Annotated in this window: 21 protein-coding genes; 1 reads left to right on the top strand and 20 read right to left on the bottom strand. The window is 61.0% G+C overall.

The genetic code is table 11. The annotated features are described in order from the left end of the window. From TRL7639_RS07630 to TRL7639_RS07555, 18 genes are all read right to left on the bottom strand, one after another. Window positions 1-240 carry a DUF5337 domain-containing protein gene (locus tag TRL7639_RS07630; RefSeq protein WP_085795131.1) on the bottom strand — a complete coding sequence of 80 codons (240 nt, stop codon included), beginning with the start codon at window positions 238-240 and terminating at the stop codon, window positions 1-3. 27 nt (window positions 241-267) lie between these two features. Continuing rightward, window positions 268-732, bottom strand: a complete 465-nt coding sequence (locus TRL7639_RS07625) for a hypothetical protein (RefSeq protein ID WP_085795130.1) — start codon at window positions 730-732, stop codon at window positions 268-270. Between the two features lie 21 nt (window positions 733-753). Continuing rightward, a complete protein-coding gene (gene nuoE / locus TRL7639_RS07620; protein WP_085795129.1) occupies window positions 754-1,842 on the bottom strand; it encodes an NADH-quinone oxidoreductase subunit NuoE in 1,089 nt (362 codons plus the stop codon). Between the two features lie 27 nt (window positions 1,843-1,869). Continuing rightward, entirely contained in the window at window positions 1,870-2,166 is a 297-nt protein-coding gene (locus TRL7639_RS07615) for a hypothetical protein (protein ID WP_085795128.1), read from the bottom strand. Next, the gene (locus TRL7639_RS07610; RefSeq protein WP_085796305.1) at window positions 2,163-3,377 is read right to left on the bottom strand and encodes an NADH-quinone oxidoreductase subunit D; all 1,215 of its coding nucleotides are present in this window, start codon (window positions 3,375-3,377) and stop codon (window positions 2,163-2,165) included. Before TRL7639_RS07610 ends, TRL7639_RS07615 begins: the two co-directional genes overlap by 4 nt. A 41-nt stretch (window positions 3,378-3,418) precedes the next feature. Further along, a complete protein-coding gene (locus TRL7639_RS07605) occupies window positions 3,419-3,793 on the bottom strand; it encodes a nuclear transport factor 2 family protein (protein ID WP_165759776.1) in 375 nt (124 codons plus the stop codon). Window positions 3,794-3,809: 16 nt separating this feature from the next. Continuing rightward, on the bottom strand, window positions 3,810-3,956 hold the full coding sequence (locus TRL7639_RS23060) for a hypothetical protein (RefSeq protein WP_165759775.1): 147 nt from the start codon (window positions 3,954-3,956) through the stop codon (window positions 3,810-3,812). After that, the gene (locus TRL7639_RS23055) at window positions 3,953-4,126 is read right to left on the bottom strand and encodes a hypothetical protein (protein ID WP_165759774.1); all 174 of its coding nucleotides are present in this window, start codon (window positions 4,124-4,126) and stop codon (window positions 3,953-3,955) included. The genes TRL7639_RS23060 and TRL7639_RS23055 overlap by 4 nt, the downstream gene beginning before the upstream one ends. Then, entirely contained in the window at window positions 4,126-4,731 is a 606-nt protein-coding gene (locus TRL7639_RS07600; RefSeq protein ID WP_085795126.1) for an NADH-quinone oxidoreductase subunit C, read from the bottom strand. The genes TRL7639_RS23055 and TRL7639_RS07600 overlap by 1 nt, the downstream gene beginning before the upstream one ends. Beyond that, window positions 4,728-5,261, bottom strand: a complete 534-nt coding sequence (locus TRL7639_RS07595; protein ID WP_037307875.1) for a NuoB/complex I 20 kDa subunit family protein — start codon at window positions 5,259-5,261, stop codon at window positions 4,728-4,730. The genes TRL7639_RS07600 and TRL7639_RS07595 overlap by 4 nt, the downstream gene beginning before the upstream one ends. After that, window positions 5,252-5,617 carry an NADH-quinone oxidoreductase subunit A gene (locus TRL7639_RS07590; RefSeq protein WP_085795125.1) on the bottom strand — a complete coding sequence of 122 codons (366 nt, stop codon included), beginning with the start codon at window positions 5,615-5,617 and terminating at the stop codon, window positions 5,252-5,254. The genes TRL7639_RS07595 and TRL7639_RS07590 overlap by 10 nt, the downstream gene beginning before the upstream one ends. Before the next feature lie 373 nt (window positions 5,618-5,990). Continuing rightward, complete coding sequence (locus TRL7639_RS07585; RefSeq protein ID WP_085795124.1) at window positions 5,991-6,770, bottom strand: crotonase/enoyl-CoA hydratase family protein; 780 nt, start codon at window positions 6,768-6,770, stop codon at window positions 5,991-5,993. Window positions 6,771-6,772: 2 nt separating this feature from the next. Then, a complete protein-coding gene (locus tag TRL7639_RS07580) occupies window positions 6,773-7,294 on the bottom strand; it encodes a P-loop nucleotide/nucleoside kinase family protein (RefSeq protein ID WP_110647112.1) in 522 nt (173 codons plus the stop codon). After that, complete coding sequence (locus TRL7639_RS07575) at window positions 7,295-8,149, bottom strand: hydroxymethylglutaryl-CoA lyase (RefSeq protein WP_085795123.1); 855 nt, start codon at window positions 8,147-8,149, stop codon at window positions 7,295-7,297. A 72-nt stretch (window positions 8,150-8,221) separates the two neighbouring features. Beyond that, entirely contained in the window at window positions 8,222-10,171 is a 1,950-nt protein-coding gene (locus tag TRL7639_RS07570) for an acetyl/propionyl/methylcrotonyl-CoA carboxylase subunit alpha (RefSeq protein WP_085795122.1), read from the bottom strand. Window positions 10,172-10,255: 84 nt separating this feature from the next. After that, window positions 10,256-11,860 (bottom strand): carboxyl transferase domain-containing protein, encoded by a 1,605-nt coding sequence (locus tag TRL7639_RS07565; protein ID WP_085795121.1) that lies wholly within the window; start codon window positions 11,858-11,860, stop codon window positions 10,256-10,258. Between the two features lie 31 nt (window positions 11,861-11,891). Then, window positions 11,892-12,362 carry a hypothetical protein gene (locus TRL7639_RS07560; protein ID WP_085795120.1) on the bottom strand — a complete coding sequence of 157 codons (471 nt, stop codon included), beginning with the start codon at window positions 12,360-12,362 and terminating at the stop codon, window positions 11,892-11,894. Then, window positions 12,359-13,885, bottom strand: coding sequence for an AMP-binding protein (locus tag TRL7639_RS07555; protein ID WP_085795119.1), 1,527 nt, complete (start codon window positions 13,883-13,885; stop codon window positions 12,359-12,361). The genes TRL7639_RS07560 and TRL7639_RS07555 overlap by 4 nt, the downstream gene beginning before the upstream one ends. 182 nt (window positions 13,886-14,067) lie before the next feature. On the opposite strand from TRL7639_RS07555, the gene TRL7639_RS07550 reads away from it, so the two are divergent. After that, window positions 14,068-14,673: an OmpW/AlkL family protein gene (locus tag TRL7639_RS07550; protein ID WP_085795118.1), complete on the top strand. Its 606-nt coding sequence runs from the start codon at window positions 14,068-14,070 to the stop codon at window positions 14,671-14,673. A gap of 85 nt (window positions 14,674-14,758) precedes the next feature. Here TRL7639_RS07550 and TRL7639_RS07545 read toward each other — a convergent pair whose 3' ends face one another. Continuing rightward, window positions 14,759-15,922 carry an isovaleryl-CoA dehydrogenase gene (locus TRL7639_RS07545; protein WP_085796303.1) on the bottom strand — a complete coding sequence of 388 codons (1,164 nt, stop codon included), beginning with the start codon at window positions 15,920-15,922 and terminating at the stop codon, window positions 14,759-14,761. 199 nt (window positions 15,923-16,121) lie between these two features. Next, window positions 16,122-17,318 (bottom strand): DegT/DnrJ/EryC1/StrS family aminotransferase, encoded by a 1,197-nt coding sequence (locus TRL7639_RS07540; protein ID WP_085795117.1) that lies wholly within the window; start codon window positions 17,316-17,318, stop codon window positions 16,122-16,124. Window positions 17,319-17,323 lie beyond the last annotated feature (5 nt).

The following is a 17,323-nucleotide window of genomic DNA, read 5'->3' as shown; positions in this document are numbered from 1 at the left end:
CTACCTTTGCCTGTCTTGTTCACTGGCCTGACGCATACGCCAGAGTTGAATGATGTTGATCACTGCATAGACGAACGCCGCCAAGGCGGCGAAATCGAACAGCAGCGCATAGCGCCCGGCCAATCCAATGGCCGGACCGACGAACAGCGTCATGACAACCCACAGCACCATCGTTCCGGCGATAACCAGACCGATGTGGCGGCCCTTTTGGGCGATGGCTTTGTCCTGTTCCGTGTTCATCTTCTTCGTGTCGTTGACCCCTGCGGATTAAGCAGAGGCGTTTCCTTTGTATGTCCAGCTACCCTTGCGGTTGGCCAATTCAACCTGGCCGGGCAGCTCTTTTGACGGTTTGACCAGCGAACTGGCCGAAACGGGGGTCGGGTCCGGGGTGGCCTCGGTCGCGGCCACTGGTTCCGGCTCGGGTGTCGCCTCCGGCTCCGGCGCTGCCTCTGGCGCGGGCGCAGGTTCTGGTGCCGCCTCTACCACTGGTTCCGCCACAGGTTCCGGTGCCGGAGCAGGTGCTGCAGAGGCCGTATCCTGCTGACCCTCGGGGCACAGAAAGCGTGTCAGCACAAAACCCAACACGACAAATCCAACAACGCCCCCAATGGCTGCTGATACGATCCCGGCGTTCCCAACAAGCATGAACAATACGGCCAACACTACGCCGCCATAGGCGGACAATCTCCAGCTGCGTGCCTTGCAGCCTGCCTCGTCTGTCGCATTCGTCATGATGTGGGTCTCCCTTCCCGTTTATGTGTCTTCTTCGTAAGTCCCGTCTTCTTTGGCCCGCTTTGCGAACTCTGTTTCCTCTCCGGTGGCGAGCAGTTTGGCCTGCGCCACCCAATCATCCCGGCTGACACGGCCCTTGAAGCCGACCAGGTTCTGGTCCGCCCAAGCCACTTCAGCCTCAGTCCATGCAGCGATCTGGTCGTAGTGGAAGATACCGATGCCGTTCAGCACCCCTTCCAGCTTGGGACCAACGCCCTTGATCATCTTCAGGTCATCGGCCTTGCCATCACGCGCCGCGTCCAGAGTTGCAGGCTTGTCGCCCGCCTCTGGTTCAACCTCAGGCGTTGCCGCCTTCTTGGGCGCAGGCTTGACCTTGGGTTTCTCAGCCTTCGGCGATTTGGCATCCTTGAGCCACGGCGTCAGCAGCGGCACTTCGGTGCCTTCGATGCGCTTGACCGTATCACCAATATCTACCGCCAGCTGCACGGAGGCGTTGTACTGCGTGCGACCGCTGTCGTAGTCCGTCAGACTGGTCAAGCCGCTCAGCGGCTCGGCGCCATAGCGGCCGTTCTGCGGGCCGGGTGTGGGCACCTTGCCCGCCGCCAGTTCGTCGATCAGTTGGCCGAACTTTTCGGATGTCAGATCTTCGTAGTAGTCTTTGCCGATCTGGGCCATGGGCGCATTGGTGCACGAGCCCAGGCATTCCACCTCTTCCCAGCTGAACTTGCCATCGGCCGAGACCACATGCGGTTTGGTCGCGATCTTTTCCTGGCAAACAGCGATCAGATCCTCGGCACCGCAGATCATGCAGGACGTCGTGCCGCAGATCTGGATATGCGCAACAGAACCAACCGGTTGCAGCTGAAACATGAAGTAGAACGAGGCCACTTCCAGCGCACGGATATAGGCCATGTCCAGCATGTCGGCGACAGCTTCGATGGCGGGGCGGGTCAGCCAGCCCTCCTGCTCTTGCGCGCGCCACAGCAGTGGAATGATCGCACTGGCCTGGCGGCCTTCGGGGTATTTGGTGATCTGCCCTTCGGCCCAGGCCAAGTTGGCCGGGGTGAAAGCAAAGCTTTCGGGTTGTTCGGGATGCAGACGGCGTAGCATGGTGTTTCGTAGTCCTTCTTGTTCCCGTCAGGCCGCGCAAGGTCCGGTGGTGATACGGATAGAGTTGCCATCATCGACCCGTTGGGCCTTGCCGCGTGCGACATAGCCCGAGGTGATTGCAACCGTTTGCTCGCGGGTCAGGCCCGCCTGGAAATCGACAGCGCCATATTGGCGTTCGTCGCGCAGAACGCAGCCCACGGATGCCACCGCGGCCAGATAGTCCTGGCGCATCTCAGGCGTGATCGTGCCCCCGCCCGCTGTCGTGGTTTCACAGCCCGCAAGGGCCGCAACCAGACCAAGGGAGGCCAAAGTGCCCCGGATCATCGGTCGATCTCCCCGAACACAACATCCATGGTGCCGATGATGGCAGCCACGTCGGCCAACTGGTGTCCCTTTGCCACGTGATCCATCGCTTGCAGGTGCAGGAAACCCGGCGCACGCAGCTTGGCGCGGTACGGCTTGTTGGTGCCATCAGCCACCAGATAAACGCCGAATTCACCTTTGGGGGCCTCGACAGCGGCATAAACTTCACCGGCAGGCACGTGGAACCCTTCGGTGTAAAGCTTGAAGTGATGGATCAGGCTTTCCATCGAGGTTTTCATGTCCGAGCGTTTCGGCGGGGTGATCTTGCCACGCGCCAAAACATCGCCCGGGCAATCGCGCAGCTTGGCGATGGCCTGGCGGATGATGTGCAGCGACTGGCGCATCTCTTCCATCCGCACCAGGTAACGGTCATAGCAGTCGCCGTTCTTGCCCACGGGCACCTGGAATTCGAACTCGTTGTAGCATTCATAGGGCTGCGCGCGGCGCAAGTCCCAAGCCAGGCCCGAACCGCGCACCATCACACCCGAAAAGCCGTACTTCTGGATGTCTTCCTCGGTCACGACGCCGATATCGGCGTTGCGCTGTTTGAAGATGCGGTTTTCAGTCAGCAGGCCGTCGATGTCGTCCATAACAGCCGGGAACTCGTGGCTCCAGGCCTCGATATCATCGATCAAGTCATCAGGCAGGTCCTGATGCACACCACCGGGGCGGAAATAGGCTGCGTGCAAACGTGCACCACAGGCGCGTTCATAGAACACCATCAGCTTTTCACGCTCTTCGAACCCCCAGAGCGGCGGGGTCAGCGCGCCCACGTCCATCGCCTGAGTGGTCACGTTCAGCAGGTGGTTCAGGATGCGGCCGATCTCGGAATAGAGCACCCGGATCAGCGAGGCACGGCGCGGCACCTCGACCCCGGTCAACTTTTCGATGGCCAGACACCAGGCGTGTTCCTGATTCATCGGCGCCACGTAATCCAGACGATCGAAATACGGCAGGTTCTGCAGGTAAGTGCGGCTTTCCATCAGCTTTTCGGTGCCACGGTGCAGCAGGCCGATATGCGGGTCGCAGCGTTCCACGATCTCGCCGTCCAGTTCCAGAACCAGACGCAGCACGCCGTGCGCCGCCGGGTGCTGGGGACCAAAGTTGATGTTGAAGTTGCGGATCTTCTGCTCGCCCGTCAGAGCGTCGTCGAAGCCCTTGCTGCCGTCCATCATCCGTGTCTCTCCTGTCCGGGTTGACCCCGGCGTTTCCTTTACAGTTCGGGGCCTTCGGCCACGCGGAACAGTTTTGTAATCAGGCGCCATTCGCCTTCGACCCGGAAAAAGCCCAGGTAATCCAGATACCGCCGGGGCGGCATGTCGACCCACAGTTTGACGTGGGCCATGTCCGGGCCTTCGACGTCGACCGAGATCACCTCGAACGAGGGCGCATCCTTGTCGGCATCCAATGTGTGGATACCACCCACGAACTTTTCCTTGTTCAGGAACCGTGGGGTGCCATCGTCCTTGACCCAGGTCATCAGGAACCGGTCATGACACAGCGCATCCAGCGCATCGCCGTCCGCCTTGTTCAGCGCGACGCAGTAGGCCTCTGCCGCCGCGTTCACCTGTTCCAGGGCTGTTGTCATGTCCAACGCCATATTCTTACCCTCTCCGCCGCGAACCGCGCGATTTGGCATTTGCCTTGACCCGAACACGGGCCTTTTCTGCTTGGGCCGCCTTGGCTGCGGCACCTGCCAGCAGGACACCCAGAACACCAAGCGCCGCCAGTTCACCAAGAAATGCCATCATCTGCGCTCCAGCTCCTGCAACTTCATCGCCATGACCCAAAGCAGCACCAAAACCCCCAAGGGGATGACGCAAGCCGCCGCCCAGTATTTGTTGATGCCGAAATGGGGCAGCAACTTGAGCATTGGTATGACCGTCGCAATGACAAAGATGATCCAGACGATGGTCCCCATCACTTGGCCTCCTGTTTTTCGTCCCCCGGCAAAATGTATTCAGCGCCTTCCCAAGGGCTCATGAAGTCAAACTGACGGTATTCCTGCACCAGGCTGACAGGTTCATAGACCACGCGCTTTTGCGCCTCGTCATAGCGAACCTCGGTATAGCCAGTGGTCGGAAAGTCCTTGCGCAGCGGATAGCCGCGAAAGCCATAGTCGGTCAGGATGCGACGCAGGTCCGGGTGGCCAGTGAACAGGATGCCGAACATGTCGAACACTTCGCGCTCGAACCAGTTTGCCGAGGGGTGCACGTCGATGATCGAGGGCACCATGTCATCCTCGCGGATCGACACCCGCAGGCGGATGCGCTGGTTCTGGTACATCGACAGCAGGTGATAGACGACGTCGAACCGCTTGCCGCGTTCGGGGTAGTCCACACCGGTGATGTCCACCAGGGTCGAGAACTTGCAGGTCGGATCGGATTTCAGAAATTCGATCAACCCAACGATGTTCGACGGTGTGACGTCCACATTCAGCTCGTCATGGGTTACATCCCATGCCAGCACACAGTCACTGCGCTTGAGCTCGATATGCGTGCCCAGTTCTTTCAAGGCTTCACTCATCGTACAATCGTCCCCGTGCGGCGGATTTTGCGTTGCAGCTGCATCAGGCCATAAAGCAACGCCTCGGCCGTTGGTGGGCAGCCGGGAACATAGATGTCCACCGGAACGATGCGATCACAGCCACGCACCACCGAATAGGAGTAGTGATAGTACCCGCCCCCATTGGCACAGGACCCCATCGAGATCACATAGCGCGGCTCGGGCATCTGATCATAAACCTTGCGCAGCGCCGGAGCCATCTTGTTGGTCAGGGTGCCGGCAACGATCATGACGTCGGATTGGCGCGGAGAAGCACGCGGGGCAATCCCGAAACGCTCAGCGTCATAGCGCGGCATCGAGGTGTGCATCATCTCGACCGCGCAGCAGGCCAGACCAAAGGTCATCCAGTGCAAGCTGCCGGTGCGGGCCCAGTTGATGATATCCTCGGTCGAGGTCAGCAGGAACCCTTTGTCCTGCAGCTCGGCATTCAGGGCCTGGGTGGCGACTTCCTTGTCGACACCTGCGGTGTTTGCACCCGTCATCACTCCCATTCCAGGGCCCCCTTCTTCCACTCATAGGCAAAGCCGATGGTCAGAACGCCCAGGAACACCATCATCGACCAGAAACCCACGTCACTGATGTCCTTGAAGCCGACGGCCCAAGGGAACAGGAAAGCGATTTCCAGATCAAAGATAATGAAAAGGATCGAGACGAGGTAAAACCGGACATCGAATTTCATGCGCGCGTCATCGAAGGCGTTGAAACCGCATTCGTAGGCACTTACCTTTTCGGGGTCCGGGTTGCGCACGGCCAGGATCACGGCGGCCAAAATCAAAACGATGCCAAGGCCGACAGCGACGGCCAGAAACACCAGAATCGGGAGGTACTCCCGCAACAGCTCTTCCACGAGTGGCTCCTTTCCTGCGCACCACGTGTTGGCGCGCCGTCAATTGGCGTGTTGACTGGTCATTCTCTACCCGTGCCACACCAGAGCGTCAACCAAAGGCAGGGCGCGAAACCCTGTCGAATTGCCGCAAAGGGGAAACGAGCCATTTGGGTGTTTCCCCTCGATTCACCGCCGGAACGTGTACAACTTGGCCTTTCCGGCATGGAACAGAGGAAAAGCGGCAGTCTTTCGACAGATCGCCGTGATCAGAAGGGTTTAGCGAATTTTGTTGCCGCCTCCGCTGGCATGGCACCTTTGTTCCGATCACGGCTGCAAAACTTTATGTGATTCCCCCAACCCACTCCAAAAGAGTAGGGCCAGATTCACCTTTACCTCAAACCCAGTTGGGTTTTCGTTTGTCGAAAAACGCTCCGATCCCCTCGACCGCTTCGGTGGTTTCCCAACGGTCAACAAGGGCCTGGATCGTGGTGTCGATCACGGCGTCATCGATGCGCGGACCCAGCTCCCGGGTCAGTTGCTTGGCCGCCGCCACAGCCCCCGGCGCACAGCTGAGGTATGGCGTCACCTCGGCCTCGACCGCCGCTGCCAGTTCCTCGGCAGGAACCATTTTGGCCAACAGTCCCAGCTCAACCGCTTCGGCCGCCCCAAAGATGCGCGCCGACATGAACACCCGCCGTGCCCGTGCCTCGCCCATGCGCGAGATGACATAGGGCCCGATGGTGGCCGGGATGATCCCCAGCCGGGTTTCAGTCAGCCCCATCTTGAGCGTATCGACCCCGATGGCGATGTCACAGACCGACGCCATACCCACGCCGCCGCCAAAGGCGTTGCCCTGCAAGGCCCCGATCAGCGGTTTCGGCAGGGTGTTCAGCGCCTGCAGCATCTCGGCCAGCTTGCGCGCCTCGACAAAGCGGGTTTGGGAATCCGCAGCCATCTGAGCCTGCATCCAGGCCAGATCGCCACCCGCGCAGAACGACTTGCCCGCCCCCGTCAGCACAACAACCCGCACGGCATCATCCTCCGCCAGCTGTCCGGCCGCCTGCGTCAATTCGGCCAGCATTTGCGCCGACATCGCGTTGTGCTTGTCCACCCGGTTCAGGGTCAAAGTCGCAACGCCGCGTGCGTCGGTCGTAAGGTCAATGGTCTCAAACATGCTCAAGTCTCCTGTTTCGCCGCCTCAAGGGCCCGGCTCAATCTTTCAACGGCGGCCTCGACCGAGGTCAGGCCCGTATCCAATCTCACATCCGCATCCAGCATCGGCTCATAGGTGCGGTCTTGGACTGCCTGCCAGTCGGGACCGACCCAACCCGGCAAATCGATCTGCCGCGTTTCAATCCTGCGGCGATGCGCGTCCTGATCCGAGCACTTCAGTTCGACCGTGATGAAACGGGCACCCGTATCGTCCGCCAACGCCCGCCATGCCGCGCGTGTCAGCATGATGGGGTTCACACAGTCTGCGATGACGTCGAACCCCTGACGCAAGGCCCCTCTGGCCACAGCCTGCGCGGCGGCATAACCCGCATCGGCCAGATCATCCGTCACCATGTGAGAGGCCTTCATCGCCACCTCGATCTGATCAATCCACAACCACAGCGCACCAGTGTCTTTGGCCACCCGCTTGGCAATCGTGGACTTACCTACGCCCGGCAATCCGGTGAGAGACATCAGAACCGGCACTCACCCTGTCCGCATCATGCGGGCCATCTGCGCCGCCTCATCCAGAACGGCCATGTCCAATCCGGTTTCATAGCCTTGTTCGGTCAGATGGTTCACAACGGCCTCAGTTGCCACGTTACCCGCAGCACCCGGCGCATAAGGGCAGCCGCCCAAACCACCAACGGCCGCATCAAAGACACGCACTCCCAACTCCAGCGAAGCGTCGATGTTGATCAGCGCCCGGCCAGCGGTATCGTGGTAATGCCCGGCGAGTTTTGCGGCGGGTACCCGATCCAGAGCCGCTCCCAACATCGCTGTGATGCTCTCGGGCGTGCCCTGCCCGACTGTATCCCCCAGCGAGACCTCATAGCAGCCCAGATCCAACAGACGCCCGGCCACCTCGGCCACCCGCCCCGGCGGGGTTGGCCCGTCAAAGGGGCAGTCGGTCACGCAAGAGACATAGCCCCGCACCGGCAATCCAATCTCACGCGCGGCTTCAAGGATCGGCACAAATCGCGCGATGCTCTCGGCGATGGTGGCGTTGATATTGGCCTTGGAAAACCCTTCCGAGGCAGAGGCAAAGACTGCGATCTCATCCGCCTGGGCCGCTACCGCATCCTGATATCCGCGCATATTCGGCGTCAGCGCAGCATAGCTTACGCCGTCCGCACGGGTGATGCCGGCCAGAACCTCGCCCGAGCCTGCCATCTGCGGCACCCATTTGGGCGAGACGAAACTGGCCACCTCGATCCGGCGGAACCCCGCCCGGCTGAGGCAGTCGACCAGTGCGATCTTCTCTGCCACCGGAATCTCACGCTTTTCGTTCTGCAGCCCGTCCCGAGGCCCCATCTCGAATATCTCGACCCGATCACCCATGGCGCATGCCCCCTGCTTCTTCTCGTTCCAAATACGGAAATCCCACCGCCCACAACGGGCGATGGGGTTGGCTTATTCCTCTTCCAGCCGCACCAGAGCAGCCCCGGCTTCGACCTGCGCGCCGGCCTCGGCCAGAACCTCGGCAACCACGCCATCACGCGCGGCCAGCAGCGAATGCTCCATCTTCATCGCCTCCAGAATGGCCAAACGGTCGCCTTCGCTTACGGCCTGCCCCGCTTCGGCAAAGACCGCCTTGACCAGACCCGGCATCGGCGCCTCGATCACGTTGCCGTCGCCCCCCGCGGCCGCATCACGGTCCAGCGGGTCGGTCACGACAAAGCGATAGCCGTTGCCCCAGAACACTGTGACCTCATCGCCAACGTGCGACACGCGCGCCTGCACTTTGGTGGCATCCACCCACCAGGTGCCGTCGCGGCGGCTGACGTGATGCGTCACATCCGGCAACGCCACGGTGAAGCTCTCAGGTCCCTCGGCCAGAACACGGGCCTCGAACGTCTCATCATGATGGGTCAGCGTCACGTCCCAGCCAAGCGGCCCCCAGAGGGTGAAGCCGCCCTCCTCCCCCGCGCCATCCTGCAACCCGAGCGCCGCCAGTGCCGCAATCGAGCGTGCCTTGGTGCAGGCCACCGGCGCAGGTGTCAGCGAATCCAACTCGCGATCAATCAGGCCAGTGTCCATGTTGCCAGCCACAAAATCAGGCTGCGCCGACAGCACACTCAGGAACGAGACATTGGTCACCGTCCCGCCCACATCGGTCCACCGCAAAGCACGCTCCAGCTTTCGCAGGGCGGCTCCACGGGTGGGGCCGTAGACCGTCACCTTGGCAATCATCGGATCATACCAGGGGCTGATCGTATCACCACAGCGCACACCGCTGTCGATGCGCGCGTCTTCGGGAAAGTCCAGATGAGTCACTGTACCGGTAGCAGGCAAGAAGCCCTTGGGCACATCCTCGGCATAGATCCGCGCCTCAAACGCGTGACCGGTGAAGTTCAAGTCCGATTGTTGCGCAGGCAGGGACTCGCCTGAGGCCACCCGCAATTGCCACTCCACCAGATCCACGCCGGTGATTTCCTCGGTCACAGGATGCTCCACCTGCAGGCGCGTATTCATCTCCATGAACCAGAAGTGATCCGGGTGCAGCCCGCCCGTTCCCCCGCCCGAGCCGTCTACTATGAACTCAACTGTGCCCGCGCCAGAGTAGCCGATTGCCTCAGCCGCAAGAACCCCAGCCTGCCCCATCGCTTCACGCATCTCGGCTGTCATGCCGGGAGCGGGTGCCTCTTCGATCACCTTCTGATGGCGGCGCTGCAACGAGCAATCCCGTTCGAACAGATGCACCGCATGGGTGCCGTCGCCAAACACCTGAACCTCGATATGGCGCGGTTTTTGCACGAACTTCTCAATCAGCACATCCGGGTTGCCAAAGGCCGTGGTCGCCTCACCCTGGGCACTCTCAAGTGCAGCAGCGAAATCAGCAGCGTCTTCGACCAGCCGCATCCCCTTGCCACCGCCGCCTGCTACGGCCTTGATCAGCACCGGATAGCCGATTTCCGCAGCCTGCTCTGCCAGGAACGCGGGCTCCTGATTGGCACCATGATAACCGGGGACCACCGGAACGCCTGCCTCTTCCATCAACGCCTTGGCCGCATCCTTGAGCCCCATGGCCCGGATCGCCTTGGCAGAGGGACCGATAAAGGTCAGGCCCGCCGCCTCGACCGCATCCACGAAATCGGGGTTCTCGGACAGAAAGCCATAGCCGGGGTGGATCGCCTGCGCGCCAGTATCGAGCGCGGCCTGGATGATCACATCGCCCCGCAGGTAGCTGTCCGCCGGTGCAGGTCCACCGATGTGCACCGCGCGGTCGGCTTTCTCGACATGTTTCGCACCCGCATCGGCGTCAGAGTAAACAGCCACGGTTTTGACGCCCATGGAGCGGGCCGTGTCCATCACGCGGCAGGCGATTTCACCACGGTTTGCAATTAGAATTGTGTCAAACATCGGCGTAGTCCTTTGTTTTGAGCGTCGGACCGGGGGCTGTCTGCCCCCGGACCCCCGAGGATATTTCTGGCAAGAGGAAGAGGATTACATCCGGAACACGCCAAAGCGCGTCTCTTCGATCGGGGCGTTCAGCGCCGCACTAAGAGAGAGCGCCAGCACATCCCGCGATTTGCGCGGATCGATGATGCCATCATCCCATAGACGCGCCGAGGCATAGAGCGGGTGGCTCTGCTCCTCGAACATCTCAATTGTGGGGCGCTTGAATTCGGCCTCTTCTTCGATCGACCACGCCCCACCCTGCCGCTCGATGGCGTCGCGTTTGACGGTGGCCAGCACGCCTGCGGCCTGTTCGCCGCCCATGACCGAAATGCGCGAGTTCGGCCAGGTCCACAGAAAGCGCGGCTGATAGGCCCGCCCCGCCATGCCGTAGTTGCCCGCCCCGAACGAGCCCCCCACCAGCATGGTGATCTTGGGCACATTGGTCGAGGCCACGGCGGTCACCATCTTGGCCCCGTGCCGCGCAATGCCTTCGTTTTCGTATTTGCGCCCCACCATGAAGCCAGTGATGTTTTGCAGGAAGACCAGCGGGATCTTGCGCTGCGAGCAGAGCTCGACAAAATGCGCGCCCTTTTGGGCGGCCTCGGAGAACAGCACCCCGTTGTTGGCGATGATGCCGATGGGGCAACCTTTGAGGTGAGCAAAGCCGGTCACCAGCGTCTCGCCGAACCGAGGCTTGAACTCGTCAAAGCGTGATCCATCGACCAGACGCGCGATCACCTCGCGGATGTCATACGGTGTGCGCAGGTCGCCGGGGACGACGCCCAGGATTTCTTCGGGGTCATAGGCAGGCTCTTCGGGATTGGCCCAGTTCACGGTCAGCGGCTTGGTGATGTTGAGCGATTGCACCGCGCGCCGCGCCAAGGCCAGAGCATGCGCATCATCCTCGGCCAGGTAATCCGCCACACCTGACAAGCGTGTATGGACATCGCCGCCGCCCAGATCCTCGGCGCTCACCACCTCACCCGTCGCGGCCTTGACCAGCGGCGGACCGGCAAGGAAGATGGTGCCCTGTTCCTTGACGATGATGGTGACGTCGGACATGGCAGGCACATACGCTCCGCCCGCCGTGCACGACCCCATGACCACCGCGATCTGCGGGATTCCCTTGGACGACATCCGCGCCTGATTATAGAAGATGCGGCCAAAGTGGTCGCGGTCGGGGAACACCTCGTCCTGTTGCGGCAAGTTCGCACCACCGCTGTCGACCAGATAGATGCAGGGCAGATGGTTTTCCTCGGCAATCTCCTGCGCGCGCAGGTGTTTCTTGACCGTCATCGGGAAATAGGTGCCGCCCTTCACCGTGGCATCGTTGCAGACCACCATGACCTCTTGCCCGTGCACCCGACCAATGCCCGCCACAACACCCGCCGCCGGGGCCGCGTTGTCGTACATATTGTGGGCCGCTGTCGCTCCAACCTCAAGAAACGGAGAGCCCGGATCAAGCAGGTTCGCCACCCGGCGGCGCGGCAGCATCTTGCCCCGGCTTTCGTGGCGGGCACGGGATTTCTCACCACCGCCAAGACGCGCATCCTCAGCCGCCTCGCTGATCTGCGAGAGCGCATCCAGATGCGCCGCGCGGTTCTGTTTGAAGCCGTCCGAGGAGGGCATGGCTTTGGATGTGAGTTTCATTTCGGTTCTCCTAACTGGGCCCAGCTTCTCCTCACGGACACGCCCCTTTTTCTTCTGTAACTGCGGCGTTACGAACGAAACGAGCACTTTCCCAGTTTCGTGCTTCGACCTTAAGCGTGCATTCCCACTCGCCAAGGTATGTACCTTCACACCCCCACTCCCGGGTTTGAGAAATAGAAGCGATCATGTTCTGTGCGGCCGGAACCAATCTTTTTCCGTCGCAAGTGAGCTCATCGATTTCGGCAAGTATCTGGTTGGTTTTATCTGTCAAATTCTTTGCCGCTGCCTGAAAGCATGCCTCAGCAGGATCAGGGGTAGAAAATGCTTCGCAAGCAGATCTCAGATCTGACACACAATGGTAGTCTCCCATCCGCGCGCCCAGCTTCGGCAGCTTTGAAAGACAGATGTCGAATTTTTCTACCGGCAAAATGTCGGCGCTCGCCAACTCCGCGCCAGCCAAAAACAACGAGGCAATCATTATAAACAAGTTTCGACCAATCATTTCACCCTCTCCCCTGCAGCCCGCGCCTTCAACTCTTTCCGAATGACCTTCCCCGTCACCGTCATCGGCAGAGCCTCCAGAAAAGCGATCTCGCGCGGATAGGAATACTGCGCCAGCCGGTCCTTGACCCAGGCCTGCAACTCCTCGGCGCTGACTTCAGCCCCTTCTTTGCGCACCACATAGGCCTTGACGATCTCGGTACGCAGCGGGTCGGGTTTGCCGACCACACCCACGGTGGCCACGCCCGGATGGGTCAGCAGGCAATCTTCGATCTCAGCCGGGCCGATGCGGTAGCCGGCCGAGGTGATGACATCATCATCGCGCCCCACAAAGCGCAGATATTCACCGTCCCACACACCGCGGTCGCCGGTGATCAGCCACTCGCCCCGGAACTTCTCCGCCGTTTCCCGGGGCCGTTTCCAGTATTCCAGCAGCATCGAGGCCGAGCCGCGCCGGACCGCCACATCGCCCTCTTCATTCGTTGGTTTGCCATCCTCGTCGATCACCGCAACCTCATGCCCCGGCACCGGCTTGCCGATGCAACCGGGCAGAACCGGGAAATCCACACCACAGGACGACACCGTCATGTTGCATTCGGTCTGGCCGTAGAATTCGTTGATCGTCAGCCCAAAGGAACGTTCGCCCCAAGCGAGCATCTCCGCGCCCAGGGGCTCTCCACCAGAGGCAACCGAGCGCAGACCGTCGAGCCCCTGCCCCGCCGCTTTCAACATGCGCAGGGCTGTGGGGGGAAAGAACACGTTGCGCACATCGCCGCGCGCCACGATGCCGGCGCAAGCCTCCGGCGTGAATTTGTCCAACCGCGCCGCGACCACAGGAATGCCAAGCGCCAGCCCCGGCATCAGCACATCAAACAGCCCGCCGATCCACGCCCAATCGGCCGGCGTCCACAGGCAATCGCCCGGGCGCAGGTGGTTGTGGCTGATCGAAACACCTGGCAGATGGCCAGTGAGCACACGATGGCCATGTAGTGCGCCCTTGGGCGTGCCAGTGGTGCCGCTTGTATAGATCAGCACGGCCGGATCCTCGGGACCGGTGTCGACAAAATCAACGGGTGCGCCGTGCTGCCCGATTTCGGCCACCATCAGCGGCGTCGCAAGATCACCCAGCAAGACAGCCCCTTCGGCATCGGTCAGAACCAGCTTGGCCCCCGCATCCCCGACGCGCGAGGCCAGTGCGTCACGCTTGAACAGTTTGAACAGAGGTACCGAGATCGCGCCGATCTTCCAGATCGCCAGATGCGCCGCCGCGCACCAGGGCGATTGGCTGAGAAGCACTCCAACCCGGTCCCCGGGACGCACCTGTGCCATCAAGGCACGCGCCAGACCATCGACCCTATCCGCCAATTCGCCAAAGCTTACATCGCGGCGATCCGTGCCGGTCAGGTCGATGATGGCCACCTGATCTGCGTCTTGTGACAGACATTGCCGCGCCATGTTCAGACGGTCGGGGATGTCCCAGCTGCCCGCCTCGGTCAAACCGGGAATGCGTTCAGCGAAAGTCATGACGCGGCCCCAGCAGAAACACTTGAAATCGCAACGTCAACTTGACGTTTTTTGATGTAAATCAAATCACTTGCCGGATGATATGAATGCAAAAATTGATCCAGATCAGAGCACCTGATCCGCCACTGTTTCAAAACCGGGATGTCTCGCAAAGACTCACAATAGAAAGAGTAGGCATTCTGATGAAATCCCTGACAGCTGCCGCAGTTTGTGCTGCCGCGCTTGCCACCGTATCCGCTCCGGCTCTGGCCCAATCCCAAGGCGACTGGACCGTCGGTGTCGGTGTTGCCAACGTCAATCCCAAATCCTCGAACGGCACGCTGGCAGGCGCCGCGGCCTCGATCGGGGATGACACCCGCCCGACCCTGACATTCGAATACTTCGTGCGCGACAACATCGGCATCGAGCTGTTGCTGGCGACCCCGTTCGAGCATGATGTCTCGCTGGCGGGCGCGGGCAAAGTGGGTTCGGTCAAACACCTGCCGCCGACCCTCTCGGTCAACTACCACTTTCCGACCAAATCGGCGATCAAGCCCTTTGTCGGCGTCGGTCTGAACTATACCACCTTCTTCGAGGAAGCCTCTCCCTTGGGCAACCTGAGCCTCGACGACAGTTTTGGCGTCGCGCTGAACGCCGGTGCCGATTACCAGATCTCGGACAATGGTGCCCTGCGTCTGAACGTGCGCTGGATGCAGATCCGCTCGGATGCCAGCCTGAACGGCGCGAACATCGGCGAAGCAAAGATCGACCCTGTTGTGGTTGGCCTGGCGTACGTGCACCGGTTCTGATCCTTCCCTCCCATGCGGGACGTCCTCACTCAGGTCGTCACGCAACGCCCCCATGCGGCCCGAACCGCATGGGGGCATTTTTGTCTCAGAGCATCGAACTCATCAGCTCGCGCCCGACCAGCATCCGGCGAATTTCCGACGTACCGGCCCCGATCTCCATCAGCTTGGCGTCGCGGAAAATGCGGCCAACCGGGTTGTCGGACAGATAGCCCGCACCGCCAAACGCCTGCACCGCCTGATGCGCCTGCACCATCGCCTGCTCCGAGGCATAGAGGCAGCAGGCCGCCGCATCCTGGCGAGTCACGTCACCCCGATCACAGGCCTTGGCGACCTCATAGACATAGGCGCGCGACGAATTCATCGCGGTGTACATGTCCGCGATCTTGCCCTGCATCAGCTGGAAATTCCCGATGGGCTGACCAAATTGCTTGCGCTCGGCCATATAGGGCATGACCTCATCCATACAGGCGGCCATGATGCCCAGGCCGATGCCTGCCAGCACCACCCGCTCGTAATCGAGACCGGACATCAGAACGGCAACGCCTTTGCCCTCTTCGCCCAGAACGTTTTCGAACGGCACTTCGACATCTTCAAAGATCAACTCGGCGGTGTTCGACCCACGCATGCCCAGCTTGTCGAAATGCGGCGAGGTCGAGAAACCCTTGAACTCTTTCTCGATCAGGAATGCGGTGATCCCTTTGGAGCCACCTTCAGGGTCGGTCTTGGCATAAACCACCAGCGTGTCAGCATCAGGACCGTTGGTGATCCAGTATTTGTTGCCGTTCAGACGGTAGTAGCCATTGCGCTTCTCCGCGCGCAGCTTCATCGACACCACGTCCGACCCGGCGCTCGGTTCAGACATCGCAAGCGCCCCTACGTGCTCACCCGACACCAGACGCGTCAGGTATTTTTCCTTCTGCTCCTGGGTGCCGTTCAGCTTGATCTGGTTCACGCAAAGGTTTGAGTGCGCGCCATAAGACAGCGAGACGGATGCACTGGCGCGGGCGATCTCTTCGACCACGATGGTGTGCGCCAAATAGGACATGCCCGCGCCGCCGAATTCCTCGGGAACGGTTACACCCAGCAGACCCAGATCACCCATTTCCTTCCACAGTTCGGCCGGAAACTCGTTTGTCTGGTCGATCTCGGCGGCCATCGGCTTGACCCGTTCCTGGGCCCAACGGTGAACCATATCGCGCAGGGCATCCACGTCCTCGCCATGATCGAACTTCATTGTTGCGGTAAACATCGCCTCTCCCATCGAGTCTAAGAACAACCGTTTATGAACAAGTGTTCAATAAGGGGATAGCAGCGATTCCGATATGCGTCAACGATTGCGTATTGCGCCGCGACGTCGCGGCGCAAGGTGACAAAAGAAAACCGCCCCACCGGCTGCGGCGGGGCGGCAAACAAACAATCGAGCGTGCGCGCAAGCGCACTCAATTTAACTATGGCTGCGACTGGTGAACCGCGCTCACTTCGGCCCTGATGATCCGCGCAATCACCGCGCAATCGTCCAGACTGAACGTCAACGGGACCCGCATATCGACAATGCCGGTCAGCACCCGATCACTTGCGGGCATCCGTTCGCTTTGCGCATAGCGCCAACTGTCATAACGCGACGTGAAACCCGCAGGCTCGTCCGCACCAAACCACTTGAGCTCCACCCCTCGTGCCGCACAGCGGGCTATCGCCTCCCGCACCGCTTTCGGGGTCCAATCGAGAAGCAAAAATTGGATCGACGACCCGACATAGCTCTCTGCCGCGGGGCGATCGATCACTGTCAGCCCCGGAACATCTCGCAAACCCGCTTCCAGCGCCTGGTAGCGCTCATTCCAGCGGGTAACCTGTCGGTCCAAATCTTTCAACTGCGGTCGCAGGATCGAAGCCCGCAGGTTGTCCATCCGACCCGATACATTGGGCGTATGGTACTTGATGCGATCAAAAACTTCTGGCCCCGGCGCCGCCAGATGCCGTTCATAGAGCATGTAAGATCCCGACAGCATCACCGCCTTGGCGGCCAGCTCTTCATCATCGGTGATCAACAGACCACCCTCCCCCGAATTCACGTGCTTGTAGGTCTGGCACGAGTAGCAGCCAAAGGCCCCCTGCCGGCCCGAAGGCACCCCGCGCCAGGCTGCCCCCATGGTATGGGCGCAATCCTCGATCACCGTGATCCCGGCAGCGTCACAGATCTCCATCAGCCGGTCCATGTCGCACAGGTGCCCACGCATATGGCTGAGCAGCAGCACCTTGGCCTGATCCGCCTTGGCGGCCAGATCGCCCAAATCAATCGTCAACTTTTCGGTCACGCCGACAAACACAGGTCGCGCATTGACCGACGCAATGGCACCGGGCACCGGCGCCAGCGTGAACGCATTGGTCAGCACCGCATCGCCGGGCTGTACCCCGACCGCGCGCATCGCCGTGGCCATCGCATAACCGCCCGAGGCCACGGCCAAGCAATACTTTGCGCCGGTTTGCGCTGCAAATTCCTGTTCCAGCAGAGCGGTTTCACCCAACTCGCCCTCGGCCACATTGTAGCGGTGCAAACGCCCGTGCCGCAAAACGGCCAAAGCGGCCTCGATGGCCTCATCCGGGATGGGTTCCTGCTGCGTAAAGCTGCCTGTAAATCTCTCAGTCATGCAGG

This window comes from Falsiruegeria litorea R37 (assembly GCF_900172225.1).
GTDB classification, from domain to species: domain Bacteria; phylum Pseudomonadota; class Alphaproteobacteria; order Rhodobacterales; family Rhodobacteraceae; genus Falsiruegeria; species Falsiruegeria litorea.
This window is presented reverse-complemented; position numbering and strand designations above follow the sequence as displayed.

Coding starts and splice junctions, on each gene's coding strand:
- TRL7639_RS07630 (WP_085795131.1), bottom strand. CDS start 240: ATGAACACGGAACAGGACAAAGCCATCGCCCAAAAGGGCCGCCACATC.
- TRL7639_RS07585 (WP_085795124.1), bottom strand. CDS start 6,770: ATGTTTGAGACCATTGACCTTACGACCGACGCACGCGGCGTTGCGACT.
- TRL7639_RS07540 (WP_085795117.1), bottom strand. CDS start 17,318: ATGACTGAGAGATTTACAGGCAGCTTTACGCAGCAGGAACCCATCCCG.
- TRL7639_RS07615 (WP_085795128.1), bottom strand. CDS start 2,166: ATGATCCGGGGCACTTTGGCCTCCCTTGGTCTGGTTGCGGCCCTTGCG.
- TRL7639_RS07555 (WP_085795119.1), bottom strand. CDS start 13,885: ATGACTTTCGCTGAACGCATTCCCGGTTTGACCGAGGCGGGCAGCTGG.
- TRL7639_RS07560 (WP_085795120.1), bottom strand. CDS start 12,362: ATGATTGGTCGAAACTTGTTTATAATGATTGCCTCGTTGTTTTTGGCT.
- TRL7639_RS07610 (WP_085796305.1), bottom strand. CDS start 3,377: ATGGACGGCAGCAAGGGCTTCGACGACGCTCTGACGGGCGAGCAGAAG.
- TRL7639_RS07600 (WP_085795126.1), bottom strand. CDS start 4,731: ATGAGTGAAGCCTTGAAAGAACTGGGCACGCATATCGAGCTCAAGCGC.
- TRL7639_RS07595 (WP_037307875.1), bottom strand. CDS start 5,261: ATGGGAGTGATGACGGGTGCAAACACCGCAGGTGTCGACAAGGAAGTC.
- TRL7639_RS23060 (WP_165759775.1), bottom strand. CDS start 3,956: ATGATGGCATTTCTTGGTGAACTGGCGGCGCTTGGTGTTCTGGGTGTC.
- nuoE (WP_085795129.1), bottom strand. CDS start 1,842: ATGCTACGCCGTCTGCATCCCGAACAACCCGAAAGCTTTGCTTTCACC.
- TRL7639_RS07570 (WP_085795122.1), bottom strand. CDS start 10,171: ATGTTTGACACAATTCTAATTGCAAACCGTGGTGAAATCGCCTGCCGC.
- TRL7639_RS07605 (WP_165759776.1), bottom strand. CDS start 3,793: ATGACAACAGCCCTGGAACAGGTGAACGCGGCGGCAGAGGCCTACTGC.
- TRL7639_RS07550 (WP_085795118.1), top strand. CDS start 14,068: ATGAAATCCCTGACAGCTGCCGCAGTTTGTGCTGCCGCGCTTGCCACC.
- TRL7639_RS07575 (WP_085795123.1), bottom strand. CDS start 8,149: ATGGGTGATCGGGTCGAGATATTCGAGATGGGGCCTCGGGACGGGCTG.
- TRL7639_RS07565 (WP_085795121.1), bottom strand. CDS start 11,860: ATGAAACTCACATCCAAAGCCATGCCCTCCTCGGACGGCTTCAAACAG.
- TRL7639_RS07545 (WP_085796303.1), bottom strand. CDS start 15,922: ATGTTTACCGCAACAATGAAGTTCGATCATGGCGAGGACGTGGATGCC.
- TRL7639_RS23055 (WP_165759774.1), bottom strand. CDS start 4,126: ATGGGGACCATCGTCTGGATCATCTTTGTCATTGCGACGGTCATACCA.
- TRL7639_RS07625 (WP_085795130.1), bottom strand. CDS start 732: ATGACGAATGCGACAGACGAGGCAGGCTGCAAGGCACGCAGCTGGAGA.